The sequence below is a fragment of the Streptomyces sp. NPDC005302 genome, assembly GCF_040607345.1.
Lineage (GTDB): Bacteria > Actinomycetota > Actinomycetes > Streptomycetales > Streptomycetaceae > Streptomyces.
This window is the reverse complement of sequence record NZ_JBEXGN010000003.1, coordinates 408,112-425,164: the sequence shown is the minus strand read 5'-3', so window position 1 is coordinate 425,164 and position 17,053 is coordinate 408,112. Positions and strand designations below refer to the sequence as shown.

Here is a 17,053-nt window from a genome sequence, read left to right as displayed (position 1 = left end):
GTCACTTCGTCGCCTCCGCGCGCTTGCGGACCCAGTGGTTGAGCAGGGTCGCGAGGAGCAGCATCACGCCGAGGAAGAACTTGAACCAGTCCGGGTTCCACTCGGCGAAGACGATGCCCTTGCTGACCATGCCGAAGATCAGGGCGCCGACAGCCGCGCCGACCGCGGAACCGTAGCCGCCGGTGATCAGACAGCCGCCGATGACGGCCGCGATGATGTAGATCAGTTCGTTGCCGACGCCCTCGCCGGACTGGACGACGTCGAACGAGAACAGCAGGTGCTGGCCGGAGATCCAGGCGCCGAACGCGACGCCCATGTAGAGGCCGATCTTGGTCTTGTCGACGGGGACACCGACCGCGCGCGCGGCCTCCTCGCCGCCGCCGACGGCGTAGATCCAGTTGCCGACGCGGGTGCGCAGCAGGATCCAGGTGGCGACCGCGACCAGGACCAGCCACCACAGGATGGTGATCTTGAAGTCGACGCCGCCGATGGTGAGGGTGGACGCGAAGACGTCCTTGGCGGAGGAGAAGCCCTCCATGTCGGAGATCGACTTGGTGGAGACGGTGCCGCTGATCAGCTTGGTGAAGCCGAGGTTGATGCCGGTGAGCATGAGGAAGGTGCCGAGCGTGATGATGAAGCTCGGCGGGTCGGTCCGGGTGAGCATGACGCCGTTGAAGACGCCGATGGCGAGGGTGACGAGCAGCGACACGAACACGCCGACCCAGACGTTGGCCGTCATCTGGTAGCTGAACATCGAGGAGATCAGCGCGGAGCTGGTGACCATGACGCCCGCGGAGAGGTCGAACTCGCCGCCGATCATGAGCAGCGCGACCGGGACGGCCATGATGCCGATGGTCGACGCGGCGTACAGGACGGTGCTGAGGCTCGCGGCGCGCACGAAGCTGTCCGCGAAGATCGCGAAGAAGAGGAAGACCGCGATCGCGCCGACCACGGACCCGAGCTCGGGGCGTCCCATCAGCCGGCGCAGGGGCGAGGTCTTCAGGAGGCGCTCGTCGGTCTCGGGGCCGGGCGCCGGAGCGGGTGCCGTGGCGGTCATCGGGTCCCCCGGTCCGCGTACTGCTCCAGCTCGGAGGCCTGGTCCTTGGTGATGATCTGCGGGCCGGTGAGGACCGGCTTGCCGCCGCCGAGGACGTCCGCGTTGTACTTGTACAGCCAGAGCAGGTCCACGGCCTCGTAGCCCTGGAGCCAGGGCTGCTGGTCGACGGCGAAGCCGAGGGTGCCGTCCTTCAGCTCGGCGGCCACCTTGGCGTTCAGGTCGAAGGTGTCGATCTCGGCCTTGCTGCCCGCGTCCTTCTTGGCCTTGACCGCGGTGTCCGCGAAGGGCGCGCCGAGCGTGACGACGGAGTCGATGGACCCGTCCGCCTGGAGCTTGGCGCCGATGGAGGACTGCACGTCCGGCATGCTCGTGCCCTGGACGTAGATGTTCTGCACGGTGCCGTGGAAGGTCTTCTTGATGCCGGCGCAGCGCTGCTCGTGGCCGACGTTGCCCTGTTCGTGCAGGACGCACAGGGCCTTCTTGCGGCCCCGCTTGTTCAGCTCCTCGCCGACGGCCTCGCCGGCGATCGTCTCGTCCTGGCCGATGTGGGTGAGCGCGCCGAAGGCCTTGGACTCGGCGGAGCCCGAGTTCACCGTGATCACCGGGATGCCGGCCTTGTGGGCGCGGGCGACGGCGGCCTTCATGGCGTCGGGCTTGGCCAGCGTGACGATGATGCCGTCGACCTTCTTGTCGATCGCGGCGTCCACGAGCTGGGCCTGCTGCTGGGCCTCGTCGTCGTGCGAGTAGAGGAAGTTGATGTTGTCCTTGACGGCGGCCTGCTTGGCGCCGTTCTGGACGATGTCCCAGAAGGTGTCGCCGTCGCCCGAGTGGGTGATCATGGCGAAGGTCCACCTGGGCGTGTTCACCGCGGCCCTGCCCTGGGCCGCGGCGGCCTTGCGGGCGTCCTCGGCCCGCTTCCCGCCGGTGCTGCTGCATCCCGCGAGGGACACTCCCAGCGCCCCTGCGAGCGCGATGCTTACCCAGGTCCGAGTCCGTGCCACGAGGCCGTGCCCTTCTTGCGTGCTCCTTGGTGTGCCGGGCCCTGCGGTCCTGCCCGGGGGCCGTTCCGCAGGCCCTTTCGGACCGGCTTCGTACCGGCCCAAACGACCAAGTATCAATCACGGGGATCGTCCGTCCGACCAGCGGGTCCCGCGCGCGGTGCGTCCACGCGGCGCGGTACGTCCTTTCCGGTGACGGTGGCGGCACCCGCGGGCCCGGCGGGCATCCGTCGTTCAGGGGTCTCCGCGGTCCCGGTCCCGGGGGCCGACACGCGCGCGGGTCACGGCCGGACGAGGAGCTGGAACTCGAAGGAGTAGCGCGAGGCGCGGTAGATGTGCGTGCCGAACTCGACGGCGCGGCCGGTGTCGTCGAAGGTGGTGCGCTGCATGGTGAGCAGGGGTGAGCCGGCCGGCTCGCCGAGCCGCTCGCCCTCCGCCTCGGTGGCGGCGCGGGCGCCGACGGACTGGCGGGCGCTGTGGAGGGTGATGCCGGCGGTGCGCATCAGCCGGTAGAGGCCGGTCGCCTGCATCCGGTCGCCGTCGAGTTCCAGCAGGCCGGGCGGCAGGTAGTTGCAGAGGTACGCCATCGGCTCGCCGTGTGCCAGACGCAGCCGCTCGACGCGGTGGACGTCGCTGGTCTCGGCGACCCCGAGGGCGGCGGCGATCTCGGTGGACGCCGGCTCGACGGTGTTGACGACCACCTGGGTGGCGGGGCGCTGGCCCGCCGACTCCAGGTCGTCGTAGAGGCTGCTGAGTTCCAGGGGGCGCTTCACCTGGCTGTGCACGACCTGGGTGCCGACCCCCCGGCGCCGTACGAGCAGGCCCTTGTCGACGAGGGACTGGATGGCCTGGCGGACGGTGGGGCGGGACAGGCCGAGTCGTCCGGCGAGATCGATCTCGTTGCCGAGGAGACTTCCCGGGGTCAGCGCTCCGTGCTCGATGGCGGCCTCCAGTTGCTGCGACAGCTGGAAGTACAGCGGGACCGGGCTGCTGCGGTCGACGCTGAGCTGGAGCGACACGGTCGGATCCACATCTGGTTTCGGCACGGCCCGAGCGTAGCTCCGTGAGATGTTGACGGGAAGTTGTGAAGTTCGATTGTCCGGACAAACCATTGACAGGGTGGCTGGTCGGCCCTCAGTTTGTTCCCATGCGCATCGGACTCATCGGAGCGGGTCGTATCGGCACATTCCATGCCACGACTCTCAGCCGCCACCGTGAGGTCGGCGGCTCCCTCATCGTCACGGACGCGGATCCGGTACGGGCCCAGCGGCTGGCGGACCGGCTGGGCGCGACAGCGGCGCCGAGCGTGAACGAGATCTTCACCTGGGGCGTGGACGCGGTGGTCATCACCGCCGCCACATCGGCTCACGCCGAGCTGATCGGCCGGGCGGCGCGCTCCGGGCTCCCGGTCTTCTGCGAGAAGCCCATCGCCGTCGACCTGCCGGGCACACTGAGCGCGCTCGCCGAGGTCGACGCCGCGGGAACGGTTCTTCAGATGGGGTTCCAGCGCCGCTTCGACGTGGGCTACACGGCTGCCCGCGAGGCGGTGCGGTCGGGCCGCCTCGGCCGCCTGCACACCGTCCGCGCGATGACCTCCGACCAGTCGCCGCCGCCGGCCGGCTATCTCCCGCTGTCCGGCGGGCTGTACCGCGACTGTCTGATCCACGACTTCGACGTCCTGCGCTGGGTGACCGGCCGCGAGGTCGTCCAGGTGTACGCGGCCGGGTCCGACGCCGGACCCTCGATGTTCCGCGAGGCGGGCGACATCGACACCGCGGCGGCCGTCCTCACCTTCGACGACGGCATGCTCGCCACGGCGACGGCCACCCGGCTGAACGGCGCGGGCTACGACGTCCGCATGGAGCTGGCCGGCGAACGCGATCAGATCGGCGTCGGCCTGGACGACCGCACACCGATCGCCTCGACCGAGCCGGCCGGCCCGCCGGCCGCGGACAAACCGTGGACGGGGTTCCTGGAACGCTTCGGCCCCGCGTACGAGGCGGAGCTCGCCGCCTTCGTCGAGGTGGTCCGCGGCGAACGCGCCAACCCCTGCGACGGCCGCGAGGCCCTGGAGGCCCTCCGCATCGCCGAGGCCTGCGAACTGTCCCGCCGCGAACGCCGCCCGGTGTCCCCGGCGGAGATCCCGGGCGGCCGGGACTGAGCCGGCCTCACGGCAGGCAGCGGCCTCGGCCCGATCGCACGTCGCCCCGCCCGACAGGCTCCGCTCATTCCCCCGTCAGACGAGAAGCCGCACGGCGGGAGTCTCCTCGTCGACGGCGAGCAGCAGGTCGCAGTGCTCGCAGGTGAGCCGGTGGGGCCGGACCAGGTTGGTCTGGATGCTGCCGGTGCCGGCCTCCTTCGCGGTCGGGCAGTGATAGGCGAGGTGCAGCCGCACCCACGAGTGGCCCGTGGGTACGGCGACCTTCCCTCCGTCGCGGAGGTCGGTGAAGGGCGCCCACCAGAAGTCGAGGATCGCCCGGACCGCCAGTCGCTCCTCACCACTCGTGGTGTCGAACCCGGCGATCCTGGCGGGGGCGTGGTGCCGCTTGAACCCGCTGCGGCTGCCGGAACACAGTGCCCGCTCGGCTCCGCGCTCGAACAGCGTCGTCCGCCCGGTCCGCTCGCAGATGAAACAGTCCAGACTGAACTCCAGCGAGGAACGCCAGTGGAGCCGGTGGGTGTCCTCCCGCTCGGTCAGCTCCGCTCTGATCTCCGCCGTACGCATCACGGCCGGCGCTCCTCTCCCTGCGCGGGGCTCCGGTTCACCACCGCACCGGCACCCGGCGTGCCCCGCGCATCAGCATCCCGGGCAGCCAGCCGCTCGGCGGTCCGTCGAGCGCCAGGTCCGGGCAGCGCTCCAGCAGGGAGCCGAGCGCGACGCGGGCTTCGAGCCGGGCGAGCGGGGCACCGAGGCAGTAGTGGATGCCGTGTCCGAAGGCGATGTGCCCGCGGGCCTCGCGCCGGATGTCGAAGCGGTCGGGGGCCGGGTACCGCGTGCCGTCCCGGTCGGCCGCGGTGAGGCCGACCATCACCGCGTCGCCGGAGGCTATCGCCGTTCCGCCGATGTCGAGGGGCTGCGTGGCGTAGCGGAAGGTCGCGTTCTCCACCGGTCCCTCGTAGCGCAGGGTCTCCTCGATCGTGCCGTCCAGCAGCGTCATGTCGGCGCGCAGGGCGGTGAGTTGGTCCGGGTGGGTGAGCAGGGCGTGGACCGCGCCGGCGATGAGGTTGACCGTCGTCTCGTGTCCGGCGACGAGCAGCACGAAGGCCATGCCGCGCAGTTCCTCGGGCGAGAGCCGGTCGCCGTCCTCGGCGGTGGTGCGGATCAGCCCGCTGAGCAGGTCGTCCGCGGGACCGGCGGACCGCTTGTCCTCGATCAGGTCGCCCAGGTAGGCGGCGAGCCGGACGAAGGCGTCGTACTCGCTCTCGGCGCTGGTGGGCGCGACCGCCTCCGTGGACAGCGCGCGGAAGGCGGCCCGGTCCGGGCCGGGTACCCCGAGCAGCTCGCAGATGACGGTCAGCGGGAGCGGATAGGCGAACGACTCGACCAGGTCGGCGCGCCCGCCCGGGAGCATCGCGTCGAGCAGGCCGTCGGTGATCTCCTGGATCCGCGGGCCCAGTGCCGCCACGCGCCGTGGGGTGAACTCACGGGCGATCAGGCTCCGCAGTCTGGTGTGCTGCGGCGGGTCGGCGACCAGCAGATACTTGCCGATCAGCTCCTCGTCGAGGAACGTGATCCCGATCTTCTCCGCGTCCTTGGCCAGCCGTGGATCGGCCAGCGCGGCCCGCGCCTCCTCGTACCCGACCACGAGCCAGGTCTCGTGGTGCGCGTCCGGCGGTGGCAGCCGCACCCGGTGCACCGGACCGAGCGTGCGCAACTCGGCGTAGACCGGGTGCGGGTTCTCCGTGAACCCCGCCCCGTACTCCCCCAGATCGATCACGCCTTCCCCTCCCCCTCACCCCGCACAACGCACGAGCCCCCCGCTCAGTGCCCGTCCTCCTCCAGCAACCCGGCGTCGTACGTCAACAACGCCACCTGGACACGGTTGTTGAGGCCGAGCTTGGCGAGGATCCGGGAGACGTGCGTCTTGACCGTGGCGACACTCATGAACAGCTCGGTGGCGATGTCGGCGTTCGAACCGCCCCTGCCGACCGCCACGGCGACCTCGCGCTCCCGCTCGTTGAGGGCGGCGATCCGCGAACGGGCCCCGGACTTGCGGGCGTCGGCGGAGGAACCCGCGGCGTGCTCCATCAACTGGCGGGTGACGGTGGGCGACAGCACCGGGTCCCCGGCCGCCACCCGGCGCACCGCGTCCAGGATCTCCGCGGGCGGGGTGTCCTTCAGGACGAACCCGGCCGCGCCCGCCCGCAGGGCGCGCAGCACCTGTTCGTCGGCGTGAAACGTCGTCAGGACCACGACTTGGGGCGCTTTCTCCCGGGCGCGCAGCCGCTCGGTGGCGGTGAGGCCGTCGACGTTCGGCATCCGGATGTCCATCAGGACGACGTCGGGTCTCGTACGGTCCACCAGCGCCTCGACCTCGGCGCCGTCGGCGGCCTCGCCGACGATCTCGACGTCCTCGGCGCCGCCCAGCATGAGGGCCAGCCCCGCTCTCACCAGAGGGTCGTCATCGACGAGCACCAGCCGAATCGCAGTCATTCCCCCACCTAACCAGCTCCCGAGGACGCTTCTCGCCCCCTCCGCCCCTGCCCGTCCCCCCACCTGGGGCTCCACCCCGGACCCGAGCCGCGACCCGCCCGCAGCGCCCGGCGCGCGGCCCCCCTCATGGACCAGGCACAACCCACGGCAACCAGGCGACGACCCGAAACCCTCCGCCGTCCCCGGCGCCGTGCTCGAGCCGGCCGCCCGCGAGCGAAGCCCGCTCCCGCAGCCCGATCAGGCCCTGCCCGGACCCCGGCACCGACGGCACCTCTCCCGACGGCGCGGGATTGACGACGGACACGGTCAGACCGTCTCCCACCGCCCCCCGCACCGACACGGTGACCTCCGTACCGGGCGCGTGCTTGCGCGCGTTCGTCAGTCCCTCCTGGGCGATGCGGTACGCGGTGCGGCCGACGGACGCGGGCACGGCGTCCGGATCGGCGACCCGGTTGTCGAGGACCACCTTCATGCCCGCGGAGCGCGACTCCGCGACCAGCCCGTCGAGCGCCGCGAGCGTCGGCTGCGGCCGCCCCCCGTCGTCGGAGTCCGACGCGCGCAGCACTCCGATGATCTCCCGCAGATCCTGCAGGGCGTCGTGCGCGCTCTCCCGGATGATCCCCGCGGCCCGGGCGACCTCTTCCCGGGGCGCGTCGGGCCGGAACTCCAGCGCTCCGGCATGGACGCTCAGGAGCGTGAGCCGGTGTGCGAGCACGTCGTGCATCTCGCGCGCGATGGCCTCCCGGGCGAGCTGCTGGGCCTGCTCGGCCCGCAGCGCCGCCTCGGTCTCGGCCCGCCGCGCCCTGTCCCGCAGACTCAGCATGAGCTGGCGCTTGGACCGGACGAACATGCCCCAGCCGACCACCGCCGAGGTGAGCAGCACCGTGACGGCGAGGGCGGCGAGGTAGGACAGCTCGGGGTCGGGCCGGAGCAGGAAGTACGCCGGGAGCAGCGCGATCTGGACGCCGGCGATCCAGGCGACGTACCGGAAGGGCCGGTGGACGGCGAGGGTGAACAGGGCGACGAGCCCGGCGCCGCCCGAGGTGGTCGAGATGAGCCCGACGGGGATCAGAGCGATGGCCAGCCCGAGCGGCCAGCGGCGCCGCAGCCAGACCGCCGCGCAGGCGAGCGCGCCGATCCACTGGTCGGCGACCGCGAGGGCGTGCGGGGTGTTGGGGTCGTCGGCCAGCGTGTTCGCCGCCGCGATACCCACTCCGACGGCCAGAAGGAAACAGCCGAAGTCGACGATCCAGTCGCGCACGGTGCGCCGGGGGCGGCCGGAGCGGCCGTTCCGCTCGGCGTCGGGATCGAGTTCGGCGGCCACGGCGGACGGCAGCAGCCACCGCCTGCCGGACAGGGTCGGCACCGGAACGTCTCGCGGCGCACGGGCCGGTTCATCACCACTCACGGTCGACAAATCTACGCAGCCGAACCCCTCGCCACCTCCCTGCGAGCGCCTTCACCGACCAAAGTCGGCCCGCTTCAGACTTTCGTCGGACCGAGGCCGGGGCACGGCCGACTTTCCGCGGCGGGGCCTCACCCCGCGGCCGATGCGCGCGAAGGGCCCGACGGGCGAGGGTCGTGCCATGAAGCAGCTGCTGGAGGTGCTCGGATTCGTCGCCCTGGTGCAGGGCGTTCTCGGCCTGGTCCAGGGGATCACCGGCCGACTGCGCGGCTGGGGACTCGTGCAGCGGTTCGACTTCCTGGACGGCTACGAGATCTACGCGGGCGCCGCACTCGTCGTCCTGGCGTTCGCCCTGTTCGCGGCCGCGGAGAGCAGCCGCACGTGAAGAGGTCCGGAGCACGCCGAAGACGGACTGCGGGGCCGGCCACCCGCAACCGCGCAGGGCCGACCCCACAGCTTCGCTCCGCTCCTCAGGCCGTCAAGCCGTCAAGCCGTCAAGGCTCAAATCGCCAGGCCATCAGGCCGCCTCACCGTCACCCCGAGCCGTGGGGACTCGGTCTCGGGCGTCAGCAGCCGAAGTCGACCAGGTCGAACGTCACGTAGTGGTCGGACGTGTAGTAGTCCTCCTGGGTCTCCTCGCCGGTGACGATGCGGCGGGCGCCCCGGGTCGATGAGCCGGGGGTGATGACCGTGTACTCGTGGTAGTACGCGGAGGACTGGGAGGGCAGGACGCCTTCGCGGTTCTGGAAGACGACGCCGTCCTGCGAGTAGGGGAAGGGACCTCCCGCGTCGATCAGGTCGAGCGTGTCGTGCGCCTGGGACGGCAGCGCGCCGTAACAGATGCTGCCGACGGAGGCCGCCGCCGCGTCGGCCGGGACCACGGCGGTGCCGCCCACGAGGAGGGCGGACATGAGGGCCACGAGGGCACCGGTGCGAGTGGTACGTGGGGGGAATCTCATGGATCCAGAATGACGCGCGTAGACCGTGGCATGTCAATGTCAAGGTGGCTGTTTTCTCCCGGCCCGCCCGATGATTTTTCCCCGAGTTAACGGCCTGCACGGTGTCCCCGCAGGGCATCCTCACGACCCCCACAACCCGCGTGCGCCCGGCGCGCCGGTCCTCGGCCGGGCCGCCCCCTCAGCCTTCGTCGGTCGAGAAGAGACCGCCCGTCGGGCCCTGCTTGTCGCCGCCCTGGGCCTTCCTCAGGGCGTTGGCGAGGCCCTCGATGGTGAGGGACTGGAGGATGACCTGGCCGTCGCCCTCCAGGGTCGCGAGCGACAGCCCCTCGCCGCCGAAGACCGCGTTCATCAGGCCCTGCCGGTTCAGGCCGCCGATGCGCTGGACGCCGTAGCGGATGCCGTCCTCGAAGGCGACGACGCAACCGGTGTCGACCTCGATGCGGCCGCCGAAGTCCGCCGGGTTCAGGTCGATGAAGTTGCCCGCGCCCGCGATGATCACTGTGCCGTGTCCGGTGAACTTCTCCAGGACGAATCCCTCGCCACCGCTGCGCCCGGTCCGGCCGCCCTGGAAGGCGATCCCGAACCGCACGCTCGACTCCGCCGCCACGAAGGCGTCCTTCTCGGCGAACCACGCGCGCGTGCCGTCCAGCTCCAGGGCGCGCATCTCGCCGGGCAGCACGCCGGCGAACCCGACGGTGCCCTCGCCGCCCACCGCCGTGAAGTACTGGAACGCCAGCGACTCACCCGCCAGGGCCCGCTGACCGGCCTGCATGGCGGTGCCCATGGCCTGGCGCAGCATGCCGCCCATGCCACCACCGCCACCGCCACCCCCACCGGCCTGCTGCGCACCGCCCCCGCCTCCGGGCGGACCGGAGAGCCGGGTCTCCATGGTCACGCCGGTCGTCTTGAACAGGAACTTCCCCGCCTCGCAGTACACGGTCTGGCCGGGGCTCAGGCTCACGACCGCCATCTGCATGGCGTTGCCGACGATCTCTTGCTGAAGGGTCACGCCGGAAGAACGAGAGAAGCGGAGCGAAGAGTTCCGGCTCATCGGGTGAGCTGCCGCCGACGGCTCATCGGTGCCTTGCCGGGCCAGGGCCCGGCGCCGGGTGCGGGGAACACGGCGTCCGTTCGCCGCCAGCTTCGCCGGCTCGCGGCCGCTGAGATGGACCCATGACCACTGAGGACATCGCGAGCGGCACGAACAGCGGCAAGGGAATCAACAACACGGAGGGCGGAGACGCGATGAAGGGAAAGGTGGCCCTCGTGACCGGGGGCAGCCGGGGCATCGGGGCGGCGACCGCGCTGCGCCTCGCCCGCGAGGGCGCGGACGTGGCCGTCACCTATGTGCGCGGCAAGGAGGCGGCGGCGGAGGTCGTACGGGCGGTCGAGGCGTTCGGCGTCCGGGGGCTCGCGCTGTGCGCGGACTCCTCGGACGCGGTCGAGGCCGGTGGGGTGGTGGACCGGGTCGTCGGAGAGTTCGGGCGGCTGGACGTGCTCGTCAACAACGCGGGCGCGGGGGTGCTCGACCCCCTGGACTCCCTGTCCCTTGCGGACGTCGACCACGTGCTCGCCGTCAACGTCCGGGGGGTGTTCCTGACCTCGCAGGCCGCCGCGCCGCACCTCGGGACGGGCGGGCGGATCATCACGATCGGCAGCTGCATGTCCCAGCGGGTGCCCGGCCCCGGCGGCACCCTCTACGCGACGAGCAAGTCCGCGCTGATCGGCCTGACCAAGGCACTCGCGCGGGAACTGGGCGCTCGCGGGGTCACCGCCAACATCGTCCACCCCGGTCCGACCGACACGGACATGAACCCGGCGGACGGCCCCTTCGCGTCCGGCCAGGTCGCGCTGACCGCCGTGGGCCGCTTCGCCGCGGCCGACGAGGTGGCGTCGATGGTCGCGTACCTGGCCGGGAGCGAGGCCGCCTACGTCACCGGGGCGGAGTTCGCCGTGGACGGCGGCCACGCGGCGTGATGCGGGCCCTCTCAGTGGCCAGGCACGCTCACCCCTGATGTCGGCCGGCACGTGAAGTGACCGGCGAGTGCCCCCGGAGGCGCGGGGGGGCGCCCCCTGGGGCACCCCGAAGGCGAGGCCCGTCCGGGCGCACCGGGCGCCGTCACGGCCTGGGGGCCGCATCGATTCCGATGCGGCCCCCAGGTGCGCGTTCATCGGCCGGGTGGGGCGGTGACGCGGTACGGCGGTCGGGCAGGGCGGTGACGCGTACCGGGGGCGGGTGGGCCGGAGGGGTCAGCCACCCAGTTCCTGGTGGCGGGCGGCCAGCCGGGAGGCGCCGTCCTCCGTCAGGGAGCCGAAGAGACGCAGCCGGGAGATGCCGCCGTCCGGGAAGATGTCCACGCGCGCATGGGTGCCGACGACCGGTGCGTCGAGGGTGAAGCGGTGATTGGTGTCGGGCTGGAGGCGGGTGCGGGGCAGGACCTCGGTCCACTCCCCCGCGTCGCCGTCGCGCACCGAGACCGACGCCCATCCGGCGCTGTTGCCCTTCAGGTACGCCGTGTCGATCTCGATCGCGCGGATCTCGGACTGGGCGACGAGCTGGTAGCGGATCCAGTCGTTGCCGTCGTCACGGCGGCGGCGGGTCTCCCAGCCGTCGTCCATCTTGCGGGAGCGGCCGGGCTGGATCGTGTTCGTGGCCGGGGAGTAGAAGCGGTCGGAGGCGTCCTCGACCTGGCCGCCGTTCTCCAGCGCGACGACGTCGAAGGCGCCGAGGACGGAGAGCCACCGCGGGTCGGGCACGACCTCGCCGTACACGCGCAGCCGGGCGATGCCGCCGTCGGGGTGCTGGTTGACGCGCAGGTGGGTGAAGCGCTGTTCGGCCAGGACGGCGAACCCGTTGGCGGCGTGGCCGCCGACCGCCGTGCGCGGTACGAGAGTCGTCCACTTCACGTCGTCCGCGAGGAGCTCCTCGGGGGAGGGCGAGCCCGGCAGTGAGGTGCCCTCGACGGACACCGCCTGCGGGTAGTTGCCGCGGAAGTGCGCCGTGTCGACGACGATGCCGCGGATCACGCCGGGGGCGCCGAGGCGGACCAGGGCCCAGTCGTGGTCCTCGGCGGTCGGCCACGGGTGCCCCGCCGAGACGCCGCGGCGCCGCCGGGTCTCCCAGCCGTCCATGATCTTGCCCTTGTGCCCGAAGTGCTCGGGGTCGAACTCGGCGGCGCCGGGCACGAGGAGGTTCTCGCGCTGGGCGAAGAACTCGTCGTTCGCCGCCACGACCCCGGCGCCGAGCTGCCGGTCGGCGAGGTTGGCGTACTGGGTGAAGGGGAACTCGGCGGTGCGGTAGTCGGCGTACGGGTCGCCGCCTCCGTAGGGATTCGCGTCTCCGGTGAAGGTGGCCAAAACGGGCGGGTTCTGCGCCGTCACGATGATCGATCTGCCTTTCGGGGGTCGGCCGTTGCGGGTGCGGGTGCCGGAGTGCGGTGCGGCGGTGGGTGGTGCGCTGCGGGGGAAGAGCGGGGCGGTGTCGACCCGCCCCATGAGGGGGCGGCGGGAGGGCCCCGGGGTCGGAGGGCCTACGGGTTCCGGGTCAGGAGCTGTCCGGTGGGCTCGGTGAACTCGCCCGCGGCGACGATGCGTTCGCCGCGCAGCCAGGTCGACTTGACGACGCCGCTGAGGGTCTTGCCGGCGTAGGCCGTGACGCGGTTGCGGTGCTGGAGCGCCGCCGGGTCGACGGTGAAGGTCTCGTCGGGGGCGAGGACGGCGAAGTCGGCGTCCCGGCCGGGCGCGATGGCGCCCTTGCGGTCGCCGAGGCCGACCAGTTCGGCCGTGCGGGAGGACATCCAGCGGACCACGTCCTCCAGGCCGTGGCCGCGCCTGCGGGCCTCGGTCCAGACGGCGGACAGGCTGAGCTGGAGGCCGGAGATGCCGCCCCACGCGGTGGCGAAGTCGTCCGTCTTGAGGTCGGCGGTCGACGGCGAGTGGTCGGTGACGACACAGTCGATGGTGCCGTCGGCCAGCGCCTGCCAGAGCAGGTCCTGGTTGGCGGCCTCGCGGATGGGCGGGCAGCACTTGAACTCGCTGGCGCCGTCCGGGACTTCCTCGGCGGTCAGGGTGAGGTAGTGCGGGCAGGTCTCCACGGTGAGCCGGACGCCGTCGGCCTTCGCGGCGGCGATCAGCGGGAGCGCGTCGCTCGACGACAGGTGCAGCACGTGCACCCGCGCGTCGAGGCGCCGGGCCTGCGCGACGAGGCTCTCGATGGCGGTGTCCTCGGCGTCGCGGGGGCGCGAGGCGAGGAAGTCGGCGTACTTCTGGCCGCCCTTCTGCGGGGCGGCGGCCAGGTGGTGCGGGTCTTCGGCGTGGACGATCAGCAGGCCGCCGAACCCCGCGATCTCGGCGAGGGAGCGGGTCAGCTGCTCCTGGTCCAGTTCGGGGAACTCCTCGACACCGGAGGGCGACAGGAACGCCTTGAAGCCGAAGACGCCCGCCTCGTGCAGCGGCCGCAGGTCCTTGACGTTGTCCGGGAGCGCGCCGCCCCAGAAGCCGACGTCGATGTGCGCCTTGGGCCGGGCGACGTCCCGCTTCGTACGGAGGTTGTCGGCCGTCGTCGTCGGCGGGAGGGAGTTGAGCGGCATGTCGACGAGGGTGGTGATGCCGCCGGCCGCCGCGGCGCGGGTCGCGGTCCAGAACCCCTCCCACTCGGTGCGGCCGGGGTCGTTCACATGGACATGCGTGTCGACCAGGCCGGGCAGCAGGACGTCGTCGCCGAAGTCCTCGAACCGGGCACCGGCCGGTACCTCGGCGTCGTGCGGAAGCACGGCCGTGATCTTCCCCGCTGCGACCGCGACCGAAGCGGCACGCGTCCCTTCGGGAGTGATGACGCGCGTCGAGCGCAGCACCAGTTCGACGTCGGACACCCGGACCCCTCTCTCTGCCGCCGTTGACCCCCGTCGACGCGGGTTTACCTCCACGTAACGAAATTCAACGTTCTGTTGAAGGAGTCTTCACTCAGACCTCCACACAGTCAAGGGCCCCCCTTCGCTCTCGACCTGCCATCCGCACACTCTGGATGTTTCCACAAAGCGGAAGTAGACTTCCGGCAAGCAGAACGTAGTGACGTACAACCAGGGAGTCAACCGACTGCCGGGTAGGCTGCGTCTCTGCCCGTCCGTCACCGGCCACCGCCCTGATCGAGAGCCTTCGGGTCATGCCTCTCGATTCTGCGCCCTGAAAGGACCGCCGCCGTGTCGCCGTCCAGCGCCAGCACCACCGACGCCGCCAAATCGCCCTCTCCCAGTGGTGGCGTCCAGTCCCTGGAGCGCGCCTTCGACCTGCTGGAGCGCATGGCGGACGCCGGGGGCGAGGTCGGCCTGAGCGAGCTCTCCGCGAGCAGCGGGCTGCCGCTGCCCACCATCCACCGCCTGATGCGCACGCTGGTGGCCTGCGGGTACGTGCGCCAGCAGACCAACCGGCGGTACGCGCTCGGTCCCCGCCTGATCCGGCTCGGCGAGTCCGCGTCCCGGCTGCTCGGCACCTGGGCCCGCCCCTATCTGGCGCGCCTCGTCGAGGAGACCGGCGAGACGGCGAACATGGCACTGCTCGACGGCGACGAGATCGTCTACGTCGCCCAGGTGCCCTCCAAGCACTCGATGCGCATGTTCACCGAGGTGGGCCGCCGGGTGCTGCCGCACTCCACGGGTGTCGGCAAGGCACTGCTGGCCCACGCCCCGGCCGACGAGGTGCGCGCGCTCCTCGCCCGTACGGGCATGCCCGCGGCGACGGACAAGACGATCACCACGCCGGACGGCTTCCTCGCCGCGCTGGAGGACGTGCGCCGCACCGGGTACGCCGTGGACGACAACGAGCAGGAGATCGGCGTCCGGTGCCTGGCCGTCCCGGTGCCCGACTCCCCCACCGCGGCGGCGATCTCCATCTCCGGTCCCGCCGGCCGGGTCACCGAGGCCGCCACCGACAAGATCGTGCCGGTGCTCCAGCAGGTCGCGGCCGAGCTGTCGCTGGCGCTGGCCAGTTCGGGCCCCGGCGCCGCCTGACCGCTCGGCCGGGCTCTCCGGCCGCCGGGGCGGTCGCCCGGCTCAGCCGTTCCCGGCCGTCACGGCGAGCGGGCCCAGCCGTCCGTCCCTCATCTCCCGCACCGCGTCCGCCTCTTCGAGGCGGGCGCGGTCGTGCGTCACGAGGACGGTGGCCGTCCCGCGCTCGCGGGTGAGCCGCAGCAGCAGGCCGAGGACGGCCGCGCCGCGCTCGTGGTCGAGGGCGCTGGTCGGTTCGTCCACCAGGAGCACGGACGGCTCGTTGACCAGGGCGCGGGCGATGTTCACCCGCTGCCGCTGGCCGCCCGAGAGCTGGTGGGGCCGGCGGTGCGCCAGGTCGCCGAGCCCGACCGACCCGAGCAACTCCCGCGCACGGGACGTCACTTGCCGCCTCCCGTCCAGGTGCCCCATGACCTGGAGCTGTTCCAGGGCGGTCAGCGAGGGCAACAGGTTCGGCTGCTGGAACACGATCCCGATCTCGCGCCGCCGCAGGACGGCCCGTTCCGCGGGGCTCAGCGTCGCCGTGTCCGTACCGCCGACGAGAACGCGCCCGTGGTCGGGGGCGATCAGGGTCGCCGCGACCGCGAGGAGGCTGGACTTGCCGGATCCCGAGGGGCCGACGACGGCGGTGGTCGTTCCGGGCGGCACGACGAGGCCGACCTCGTCCAGGGCGGTCAGGCGCCCGTCGCCGTCCGGGTAGGTGAGGGAGACGGTGTCGAGGGTCAGGCTCATGTGGGCACTTCCTGGTCTCGGTCCGGTGGTTCCGGGGCCTTCAGCGGGCGCTTCCCAGCGCGGTCAGCGGGTCGACGGCGGTGATCCGGCGGACGGAGAGACCCGCGCCGAGCGTGCCGAGGGCGATCAGCACGGCGGCGGGTACGAGCACGGTCGGACCGTCCAGGACGAAGGGGACGTCACCCCCGCGCACGAGAGCGCCGGCCCCGACGGCGAGTCCCGTGCCGAGCAGGGTTCCGCCGGTGAGCATCAGCGCCGCCTGGCCGAGCGCGTCGCGCAGCAGGTACGGCGTCGAGGCTCCCAGCGCCTTCAGGACCGCGATGTCGGGCGACCGCTGGATCGTCCAGACCGTGAAGAACGCCCCGATGACCAGCGCCGAGATGGCGAAGAGGAAGCCGCGCATGAGCTGGAGGGAGCCGTTCTCGGCCCGGTAGGAGCCGATGGCGGTGAGGGCGTCGTCCCGGCTGAGGGTCTTCGTGCCCGCGGCCCGGTCACCGGCCGCCAGGTCCGCTCCGTCGGTCCGCAGCGCGATCACGGTCGCCGGCCCGGACGGCTCGGTCCACACCACCGGGGTGTGGCTGTACGCGGCTCGGCCGGACACGGCGGCGACGGTCCGCTCGGTTCCGCCGAGCCGCACCCGGTCCCCGGGGCCGGCGGCCAGCTGGGCGGCCGCCTTCTCGGAGAGGACGACGCGTCCGGGGCCGACCCCGTCCGGCGCGATCCCGGAACCCGGCCGCACGGCGAACGACGAGACCGCGGCCGTACGGTGCCCGGCGGACGCGTTCAGCGTGCGGACGCCGATCGGCTCGGCCGAGGCGATCCCCGGCCGGCCGGCCCAGGACCGAACGGCGCGCGAGGGGACCTCGGCGCCGGTGAAGGACACCGACTGGCCGCCGGGCGGCACGGCGAAGGCGAGGTGGTCGGCGGGCAGCCCGGTGACGGCCGAGGTGTTCTCCTCGGCGAGCCCGGCGGTCAGTCCGGACAGCAGTCCCACGAGCAGGGTGATCAGGACGACCACGCCTCCCATGAGGGTGAACCGCCCCCTGGCGAACCGGAGGTCTCTCCATGCGACGAACATGCCTCCCACCCTGTGGCCGGGGCCCCGTCCCGGGCATCGCCCCCGGGCAGGGTTCCGCCGCGCCGAAAGGCGGAGAGCGACCGTGCCGGAAGGCGGACCGGCCGGGGCCGACGGCGGGGCCGAAGGGGGCGGCGGCTTTCAACCTTTCGGTTGACCGGGGTCCGCGGG

General features: G+C 72.3%; 17 protein-coding genes. 4 read left to right on the top strand and 13 right to left on the bottom strand.

Annotation, left to right across the window (positions count from 1 at the left end; all coding sequences use genetic code 11):
- Nucleotide 1: 1 nt before the first annotated feature.
- From ABZT74_RS06625 to ABZT74_RS06615, 3 genes are all read right to left on the bottom strand, one after another.
- On the bottom strand, nt 2–1,057 hold the full coding sequence (locus ABZT74_RS06625) for an ABC transporter permease (RefSeq protein ID WP_355869560.1): 1,056 nt from the start codon (nt 1,055–1,057) through the stop codon (nt 2–4).
- Nucleotides 1,054–2,058 carry a sugar ABC transporter substrate-binding protein gene (locus ABZT74_RS06620; protein WP_356433622.1) on the bottom strand — a complete coding sequence of 335 codons (1,005 nt, stop codon included), beginning with the start codon at nt 2,056–2,058 and terminating at the stop codon, nt 1,054–1,056. The genes ABZT74_RS06625 and ABZT74_RS06620 overlap by 4 nt, the downstream gene beginning before the upstream one ends.
- A 278-nt stretch (nt 2,059–2,336) precedes the next feature.
- Nucleotides 2,337–3,074 (bottom strand): GntR family transcriptional regulator, encoded by a 738-nt coding sequence (locus tag ABZT74_RS06615; protein WP_355869676.1) that lies wholly within the window; start codon nt 3,072–3,074, stop codon nt 2,337–2,339.
- A 128-nt stretch (nt 3,075–3,202) separates the two neighbouring features.
- Here ABZT74_RS06615 and ABZT74_RS06610 point away from each other — a divergent pair, with 128 nt between their 5' ends.
- A complete protein-coding gene (locus ABZT74_RS06610; protein WP_164370332.1) occupies nt 3,203–4,216 on the top strand; it encodes a Gfo/Idh/MocA family oxidoreductase in 1,014 nt (337 codons plus the stop codon).
- A 75-nt stretch (nt 4,217–4,291) separates the two neighbouring features.
- Here the strand turns inward: ABZT74_RS06610 and ABZT74_RS06605 are convergent, their stop codons facing one another.
- The 4 genes from ABZT74_RS06605 to ABZT74_RS06590 all read right to left on the bottom strand — a co-directional run bounded on the left by ABZT74_RS06605 (nt 4,292) and on the right by ABZT74_RS06590 (nt 8,117).
- A complete protein-coding gene (locus tag ABZT74_RS06605) occupies nt 4,292–4,780 on the bottom strand; it encodes a hypothetical protein (RefSeq protein WP_356433652.1) in 489 nt (162 codons plus the stop codon).
- Nucleotides 4,781–4,817: 37 nt separating this feature from the next.
- Nucleotides 4,818–5,993: a cytochrome P450 gene (locus ABZT74_RS06600; RefSeq protein ID WP_356175771.1), complete on the bottom strand. Its 1,176-nt coding sequence runs from the start codon at nt 5,991–5,993 to the stop codon at nt 4,818–4,820.
- A gap of 44 nt (nt 5,994–6,037) precedes the next feature.
- Entirely contained in the window at nt 6,038–6,709 is a 672-nt protein-coding gene (locus tag ABZT74_RS06595) for a response regulator transcription factor (RefSeq protein WP_356433621.1), read from the bottom strand.
- A gap of 124 nt (nt 6,710–6,833) precedes the next feature.
- The gene (locus ABZT74_RS06590; RefSeq protein WP_356433620.1) at nt 6,834–8,117 is read right to left on the bottom strand and encodes a histidine kinase; all 1,284 of its coding nucleotides are present in this window, start codon (nt 8,115–8,117) and stop codon (nt 6,834–6,836) included.
- A 178-nt stretch (nt 8,118–8,295) separates the two neighbouring features.
- Between ABZT74_RS06590 and ABZT74_RS06585 the strand changes: the two genes are divergently transcribed.
- Nucleotides 8,296–8,499, top strand: coding sequence for a hypothetical protein (locus tag ABZT74_RS06585; protein WP_356433619.1), 204 nt, complete (start codon nt 8,296–8,298; stop codon nt 8,497–8,499).
- Nucleotides 8,500–8,680: 181 nt separating this feature from the next.
- Here the strand turns inward: ABZT74_RS06585 and ABZT74_RS06580 are convergent, their stop codons facing one another.
- Nucleotides 8,681–9,073: a ribonuclease domain-containing protein gene (locus ABZT74_RS06580; RefSeq protein ID WP_356175762.1), complete on the bottom strand. Its 393-nt coding sequence runs from the start codon at nt 9,071–9,073 to the stop codon at nt 8,681–8,683.
- 178 nt (nt 9,074–9,251) lie between these two features.
- A complete protein-coding gene (locus ABZT74_RS06575; RefSeq protein ID WP_356433618.1) occupies nt 9,252–10,082 on the bottom strand; it encodes an AIM24 family protein in 831 nt (276 codons plus the stop codon).
- A 236-nt stretch (nt 10,083–10,318) separates the two neighbouring features.
- Here ABZT74_RS06575 and ABZT74_RS06570 point away from each other — a divergent pair, with 236 nt between their 5' ends.
- Complete coding sequence (locus ABZT74_RS06570; protein WP_356433651.1) at nt 10,319–11,050, top strand: 3-oxoacyl-ACP reductase family protein; 732 nt, start codon at nt 10,319–10,321, stop codon at nt 11,048–11,050.
- A 273-nt stretch (nt 11,051–11,323) separates the two neighbouring features.
- Here the strand turns inward: ABZT74_RS06570 and alc are convergent, their stop codons facing one another.
- Both alc and allB read right to left on the bottom strand, forming a co-directional pair.
- On the bottom strand, nt 11,324–12,454 hold the full coding sequence (alc, locus tag ABZT74_RS06565) for an allantoicase (protein ID WP_355869535.1): 1,131 nt from the start codon (nt 12,452–12,454) through the stop codon (nt 11,324–11,326).
- A 149-nt stretch (nt 12,455–12,603) separates the two neighbouring features.
- Entirely contained in the window at nt 12,604–13,944 is a 1,341-nt protein-coding gene (allB, locus tag ABZT74_RS06560; protein WP_355869532.1) for an allantoinase AllB, read from the bottom strand.
- A gap of 327 nt (nt 13,945–14,271) precedes the next feature.
- Between allB and ABZT74_RS06555 the strand changes: the two genes are divergently transcribed.
- On the top strand, nt 14,272–15,078 hold the full coding sequence (locus ABZT74_RS06555; protein ID WP_356433617.1) for an IclR family transcriptional regulator: 807 nt from the start codon (nt 14,272–14,274) through the stop codon (nt 15,076–15,078).
- Between the two features lie 42 nt (nt 15,079–15,120).
- Here the strand turns inward: ABZT74_RS06555 and ABZT74_RS06550 are convergent, their stop codons facing one another.
- Nucleotides 15,121–15,807: an ABC transporter ATP-binding protein gene (locus ABZT74_RS06550; RefSeq protein WP_356433616.1), complete on the bottom strand. Its 687-nt coding sequence runs from the start codon at nt 15,805–15,807 to the stop codon at nt 15,121–15,123.
- A gap of 40 nt (nt 15,808–15,847) precedes the next feature.
- The gene (locus tag ABZT74_RS06545; protein WP_355869523.1) at nt 15,848–16,885 is read right to left on the bottom strand and encodes an FtsX-like permease family protein; all 1,038 of its coding nucleotides are present in this window, start codon (nt 16,883–16,885) and stop codon (nt 15,848–15,850) included.
- Between the last annotated feature and the right edge of the window lie 168 nt (nt 16,886–17,053).